3 protein-coding genes and 1 pseudogene are annotated in these 6,075 nt (G+C 75.6%); 1 reads left to right on the plus strand and 3 read right to left on the minus strand.

The window, feature by feature from the left end; translation table 11 throughout:
* A pseudogene (locus PV343_RS40055) lies at positions 1 to 374 on the plus strand (serine/threonine protein kinase); the annotation flags it as partial.
* Positions 375 to 508: 134 nt separating this feature from the next.
* Here the strand turns inward: PV343_RS40055 and PV343_RS40060 are convergent.
* From PV343_RS40060 to cobT, 3 genes are all read right to left on the minus strand, one after another.
* Positions 509 to 1,327: a TrmH family RNA methyltransferase gene (locus PV343_RS40060; protein ID WP_319151984.1), complete on the minus strand. Its 819-nt coding sequence runs from the start codon at positions 1,325 to 1,327 to the stop codon at positions 509 to 511.
* Between the two features lie 74 nt (positions 1,328 to 1,401).
* Positions 1,402 to 2,631, minus strand: coding sequence for a uroporphyrinogen-III C-methyltransferase (gene cobA, locus PV343_RS40065; RefSeq protein ID WP_319151986.1), 1,230 nt, complete (start codon positions 2,629 to 2,631; stop codon positions 1,402 to 1,404).
* Between the two features lie 139 nt (positions 2,632 to 2,770).
* The coding region (gene cobT / locus PV343_RS40070; protein WP_319151987.1) for a nicotinate-nucleotide--dimethylbenzimidazole phosphoribosyltransferase at positions 2,771 to 6,075 on the minus strand (3,305 nt) is incomplete at its 5' end.

Raw genomic sequence — 6,075 nt, forward strand, 5'->3', positions numbered from 1 at the left:
GCGGGGGCGTCGCCTCCCGGCCGGGCGGGGGCCGCCCCACTCCGGCGCCGCGGGTGGGCGGCCCGCGCTCCGGGAGCGGGAGCCGTCCCGCTCCGCGCAGCGGTACGGGGCGCCCGGCGCCGCGTCCGACGGGTACGGGACGGCGGCCCGCCAATCCCCGGCTGCTGCGCCAGCGGCTGTTCGTCTTCGTGGTGGTGACGCTGCTGGTGGCGCTGGGCATCGCGGTGGCACAGGGCTGCCAGGGCCCGGCACGGGGCCTCGACGGCAACGACGGCTCGCGGCGCTGGCACTCCGGAACGGCCTCAGCCCACCTGCACGGCACACGGCCCCCGCAGGAGCGGACGGCCGCCGTCGCCTCCGCCCCAAAGGCGTGAGCGTCTTCACCCCGGGAGCGTGCGGCACCTTCGCTCCGCAGACGTGCGGCACCCTCACCCCGGAGACGTGAGTCGCCTTCGCCCGCAAGCAGGAGACGACTCGGGCCCCGAGCCGGGAAGCAGCAGGCGCGCGTTCAGATCCCCGGTCGGCCCGTCGCCACCGCGTAGAACGCGACCGCCGCCGCCGCGCCCACGTTGAGGGAGTCGACGCCGTGGGACATGGGGATGCGTACCCACTCGTCGGCCGCGACCAGGGCCTGGGTGGACAGGCCGTCGCCCTCGGCGCCGAGCATCAGGGCCACCCGGTCCATCCGGTGCGGAGCGGCCTCGTCCAGGCTCCTGGCCTTCTCGTCCGGGGTGAGCGCGAGCAGCGTGAAGCCCGCCTCGCGGACCGAGTCCAGCCCCTTCGGCCAGGACTCGAGCCGGGCGTAGGGGACGGAGAACACCGCGCCCATGGAGACCTTGACGCTCCGGCGGTACAGCGGGTCGGCGCAGTCGGGCGACAGCAGCACCGCGTCCATGCCGAGTGCGGCCGCCGAACGGAAGATCGCGCCGATGTTGGTGTGGTCGTTGACCGACTCCATGACCACCACCCGGCGGGCGGAGCGGAGCAGTTCCGCGGCCGTCGGCAGCGGCTTGCGCTGCATCGAGGCGAGGGCGCCCCGGTGCACGTGGTAGCCGGTGACCTGCTCGGCGAGTTCCGGGCTGACGGCGTACACGGGGGCCGGGAGTTCGTCGATGACGTCGCGCATGACGTCGATCCACTTGGCCGAGAGCAGCATGGAGCGCATCTCGTAGCCGGCCTCCTTGGCCCTTCTGATGACCTTCTCGCCCTCCGCGATGAACAGGCCCTCGGCCGGTTCGCGCTTGCGGCGCAGTTCGACGTCGGTCAGGCCCGTGTAGTCGCGCAGACGCGGGTCGTCGGGATCCTCAACGGTGATGAGATCGGCCACAGGGTGATACTGCCTTGTCCTGGGTGTGCTGCCAACGGCTGGGAAGGGGTTTGGTTACCCCGGGTTACGCGTGATCAAGCCACCGGCGGACCGGCGTTCACGACCGGGCCGACGACGATCACGGCCGGCGGCCGCACGTCCTCGGCGCGCACGGTCTCGGCGACCGTGGCGAGGGTCGCGTCCACGCGGCGCTGCGCCGCGGTCGTGCCCTCCTGGACGAGGGCGACGGGCGTCGCGGGCGACCTGCCGTGCGCGACGAGGGTCTCGGCGATCTTCCCGATCTTGTCCACGCCCATGAGGATCACAAGCGTGCCGGTGAGCCTGGCCAGCGCCGGCCAGTCGACCAGGGACCGCTCGTCGTCGGGCGCTACATGACCGCTGACCACGGTGAACTCATGGGCGACACCGCGGTGGGTGACGGGGATGCCGGCCGCACCCGGCACCGAGATGGAGCTGGAGATGCCGGGGACCACCGTGCAGGGGATGCCGGCCTCGGCGAGCGCCTGGACCTCCTCCATGCCCCGGCCGAAGACGAACGGGTCGCCGCCCTTGAGCCGGACGACCGCCTTGCCCTGTTTGGCGTGCTCGATCAAAGCGTTGTTGATGGCCTCCTGGGCCATGTACCGCCCGTACGGGATCTTCGCGGCGTCGATCACCTCGACGTGCGGCGGGAGTTCGGCGAGCAGGTCGCGCGGGCCCAGCCGGTCGGCGATGACGACGTCGGCCTCGGCGAGCAGCCGGCGGCCGCGGACGGTGATGAGGTCCGGGTCGCCGGGACCGCCGCCGACCAGGGCCACGCCGGCCGTGCGGGTGCGGTGGTGCGGGGCGACCAGGGTGCCGTCGCGCAGTCCCTCGACCACCGCGTCGCGGATGGCGGCCGTGTGGCGCGGGTCGCGGCCGCGCGCGTCCGTGGTGAGGACGGCGACGGTGACGCCTTCGCTGTGGCCGGTCGCCGGGGTCCAGGCCGTCGCCCGGTCGGCGTCGTCGGAGCGGACGCACCAGACGCGGTGCCGCTCCGCCTCGGCGGAGGCCCGCTCGTTGGCCTCGGGGTCGCTGGTGGCGATGAGGGCGTACCAGGCGTCGGCGAGGTCGCCCTCGGTGTAGGGGCGTCGCTCCCAGCGGATCTCCCCCGCGTCCGCCATGGCCTCCACCGACGGTGTGGCCTCCGGCGAGACGAGTACGACGTCCGCACCCGCGGCGGTGAGCGCCGGCAGCCGCCGCTGGGCCACCTGACCGCCGCCGAGGACGACCACGCGGCGGCCGGAGAGGCGGAGGCCTACGGGATAGGCGGGGTGTTCGGCCATGAGGTTCGGCTCCTCGTGCAGCGGTGTGGGGGCGCGCTGCAGCTCCGGAGCGGCCCTGACGTGCGGATTTTATGCTGTGGGCAGGGCAGACGGCACGGGTGGTCCGGTGGCTGAACACCGGACCACCCGTGCGCGTCCCCTACTTCTCGGTGACTCCCGCCGAGTCGAACGTCGCCACCTCGTGCATCGCGCGGGCGGTGCTCTGCACCAGCGGCAGCGCGAGCAGCGCGCCGGTGCCCTCGCCGAGCCGGAGGTCGAGGTCGACCAGCGGGCGCAGGCCCAGCTTGTTCAGGGCCGCCACGTGGCCGGGCTCGGCGCTGCGGTGGCCGGCGATACAGGCGGCGAGGACCTCGGGGGCGATCGCCCGGGCGACGAGCGCCGCCGCGCCGGCGCTGACGCCGTCCAGGATCACCGGCGTACGCAGCGAGGCGCCGCCGAGGAGCAGGCCGACCAGGGCCGCGTGCTCGAAGCCGCCGATGGCCGCGAGGACACCGATCGGGTCGGCCGGATCCGGCTGGTGGAAGTCCAGGGCGCGGCGGACGACCTCGGTCTTGCGGGCCAGCGTCTCGTCGTTGATGCCGGTACCCCGGCCGGTGACCTCGGCGGGGTCGGCTCCGGTGAACACCGAGATGAGCGCGGCGGACGCCGTCGTGTTGGCGATGCCCATCTCACCGGTGAGCAGCGCCTTGTTGCCGGCCGCGACCAGGTCGCGGGCGGTCTCGATGCCGACCTCGATGGCCGCCTTGGCCTCCTCGCGGGTCATCGCGGGCCCGGTGGTCATGTCGGAGGTGCCCCCGCGGATCTTGCGGGGCAGCAGGCCGGGCGTGGCCGGCAGGTCGGCGGCGACACCGACGTCGACGACGCACACCTCGGCGCCGACCTGGGTGGCGAAGGCGTTGCAGACCGCGCCTCCGCCGAGGAAGTTGGCCACCATCTGGGCGGTGACCTCCTGCGGCCACGGGGTGACGCCCTGGGCGTGCACACCGTGGTCGCCCGCGAAGATGGCGACGGCCGCGGGCTCCGGGATCGGCGGCGGGCACTGCCGGGACAGCCCGGACAGCTGCGCGGAGATGATCTCCAGCATGCCGAGCGCGCCGGCCGGCTTGGTCATGCGCTTCTGGCGCTCCCACGCCTCGCCGAGCGCCTTGGCGTCGAGCGGGCGGATCTGTGCGACGGTCTCGGCAAGCAGGTCGTGGGGTTCCTCTCCGGGCAGGGCGCGGCGGCCGTACGTCTCCTCGTGCACCACCCAGGACAGCGGGCGCCGCTTGGACCAGCCGGCCTGCATCAGCTCCGGCTCGTCCGGGAACTCGTCGACGTATCCGACGCACAGGTAGGCGATGACCTCGAGGTGCTCGGGCAGGCCGAGGGCGCGGACCATCTCGCGCTCGTCGAAGAAGCTGACCCAGCCGACGCCGAGGCCCTCGGCACGGGCGGCGAGCCAGAGGTTCTCCACCGCGAGCGCGGCCGAGTACGGAGCCATCTGCGGCTGGGTGTACCGGCCGAGGGTGTGCCGGCCGCCCCGGGTGGGGTCGGCGGTGACGACGATGTTCACCGGGGTGTCGAGGATGGCCTCGATCTTCAGTTCCTTGAACTGCTTGGCCCGGCCCTTGGGCAGCGACTTCGCGTACGCCTCGCGCTGGCGCGTGGCCAGTTCGTGCATGGTGCGACGGGTGTCCTCGGACCGGATGACCACGAAGTCCCAGGGCTGCGAGTGGCCCACGGAGGGCGCCGTGTGGGCCGCCTCCAGGACGCGCAGCAGCACCTCGTGCGGGATCGGGTCGGAACGGAAGCCGTTGCGGATGTCGCGCCGCTCGCGCATCACCTTCAGGACGGCCTCGCGCTCGGCGTCGTCGTAGGCGGGCGCGGCGGGTCCGGCGGACCGTGCCGCCTCGTCCGGCGCGGCCTCGGCCGACAGGGTCTCGTCGTCCGACGGGGCCGCGGCCGTGTCCTCCTCCTGGTCGGCGGCCCTGGTCTCCAGGTCGTCCGCCCGCTGTACGACGTCGGGTCCCGGCTCACCGGCAGGCACGGCCTGCGCGGCGACAGGCTCCGCCTCACGCGGCGCGGGCACCGTGGCCTGGGCCTCCTGCTCCTGGACGGGCAGGACGAGGGGGTGCGGCGGGGTCGGCGCCAGGTGCGGGGTGGTCGGCACCTGGCCCTCGACGGGCACGAACTGCCCGAGCGGCTGCTCCGGGTGCGCCTGCAGCGGGACACCGGAGGGCAGCGGCTCCGCGTCGGCGGCGGCCGGCTGCGGGATCTGCGCGGCCGGGTCCGTCCCGGCGGGCGCGCCGGGCACGGCAGGGGCCTCCTCGGCGCCGGGGACCGCGGCGGTCTCGGGGGCCACGGCGGCGTTCCGGAGCTGCGGCCCGGTGGGCACGGGGGCGACGTGGGCGGGCTGGTCGGTGCCGGCCGGCGCCTGCTGCTGCGGCCCGGCGGGCGCGGCTTCGCCGCCGTGCGCGGCCGGGGCGATGACCTGCGGGTCCTGGGCCTGCGGGCCTTGGATCTGCGGCTCCTGGATCTGCGGCTCCTGGCTCTGCGGCGGCACGTTCCCGGGCGCCGGGGGGAAGCCGTCGGCGAGCGGCGCCTGAACGGCGTCCTGCGCCGGGGCGGCCGCCTCCGGGGCCGGCTGCGCGACGACGGGTCCGTGGGCCGCCACCGGCTCGGCGGCCGGAACAACGGACTCGGGCGCCGCCGCGGGGGCGGCGGGCTGGACCTGGGCCACAGGGATCTGGTCCGGGACAAGGGCGGCGGCGTCCGGAGCGGCAGCCGGGACCGCCTCGGCGGCACCGGGCACGTTGTGCGCGGCGCCGGGGTCGGTGACGTTCCGGGCCTCGGGGGCGGCAGCGGCCTGGTCGGCGGCGGCGAGGCCGGCCGCGTCCTGGGCGGCGGCTTCGACGCCCTCGGCCTGCGGACGAACCTGGGCGGCGACCTCGTCGTCGGCCGCGGGGGCCACCGGCTGCGGGGCGTCGGCGATCTGCACGCCTTCGGCGGGCAGCGCGAACTCGGGTGCCTGCACGGGCTCGGCCTGCTGGACGGCATCGCCCTGCTGTACGGGCTCCGCCTGCTGGACGGGCTCCGGGGCCTGGGCCTGCTCGGCCGGGTGGACTTCCTCGGTCTGCTGCGCGGACTCGGCCTGCTGCGCCGCGTCGGGCAGCTCGACGGCGGCCCGCACGTCGGGCCCGGGGTGCGCGGCCTCGGCCGCGGCGTGAGCCGCTTCCGGTGCCTCGACCGGCGCCACGGGCTGCCCCTCGGCAGCCTGGTGCCCGGTCCCGACGACGGCGGCGACCTCACCGGTGCCGTCGGTCACTTCGACGGGTGCCGCGTCGACCGCCTGGGCGGTCGCGTCCGCCGGGGCCGTCGCGGCCTCCGGCGCGGGTGCGGCCTCCGGCGCGGGTGCGGCCTCCGGCGCGGGTGCGGCCACGTCCGCCTGCGGGACGGCCTCCGCCC

This window comes from Streptomyces sp. WI03-4A (assembly GCF_033792105.1).
Taxonomy (GTDB): Bacteria; Actinomycetota; Actinomycetes; order Streptomycetales; family Streptomycetaceae; genus Streptomyces; species Streptomyces collinus_A.

Bases quoted from the DNA above. Each gene is read 5' to 3' on its own strand.
- cobA (WP_319151986.1), bottom strand. From the start codon at position 2,631: ATGGCCGAACACCCCGCCTATCCCGTAGGCCTCCGCCTCTCCGGCCGC.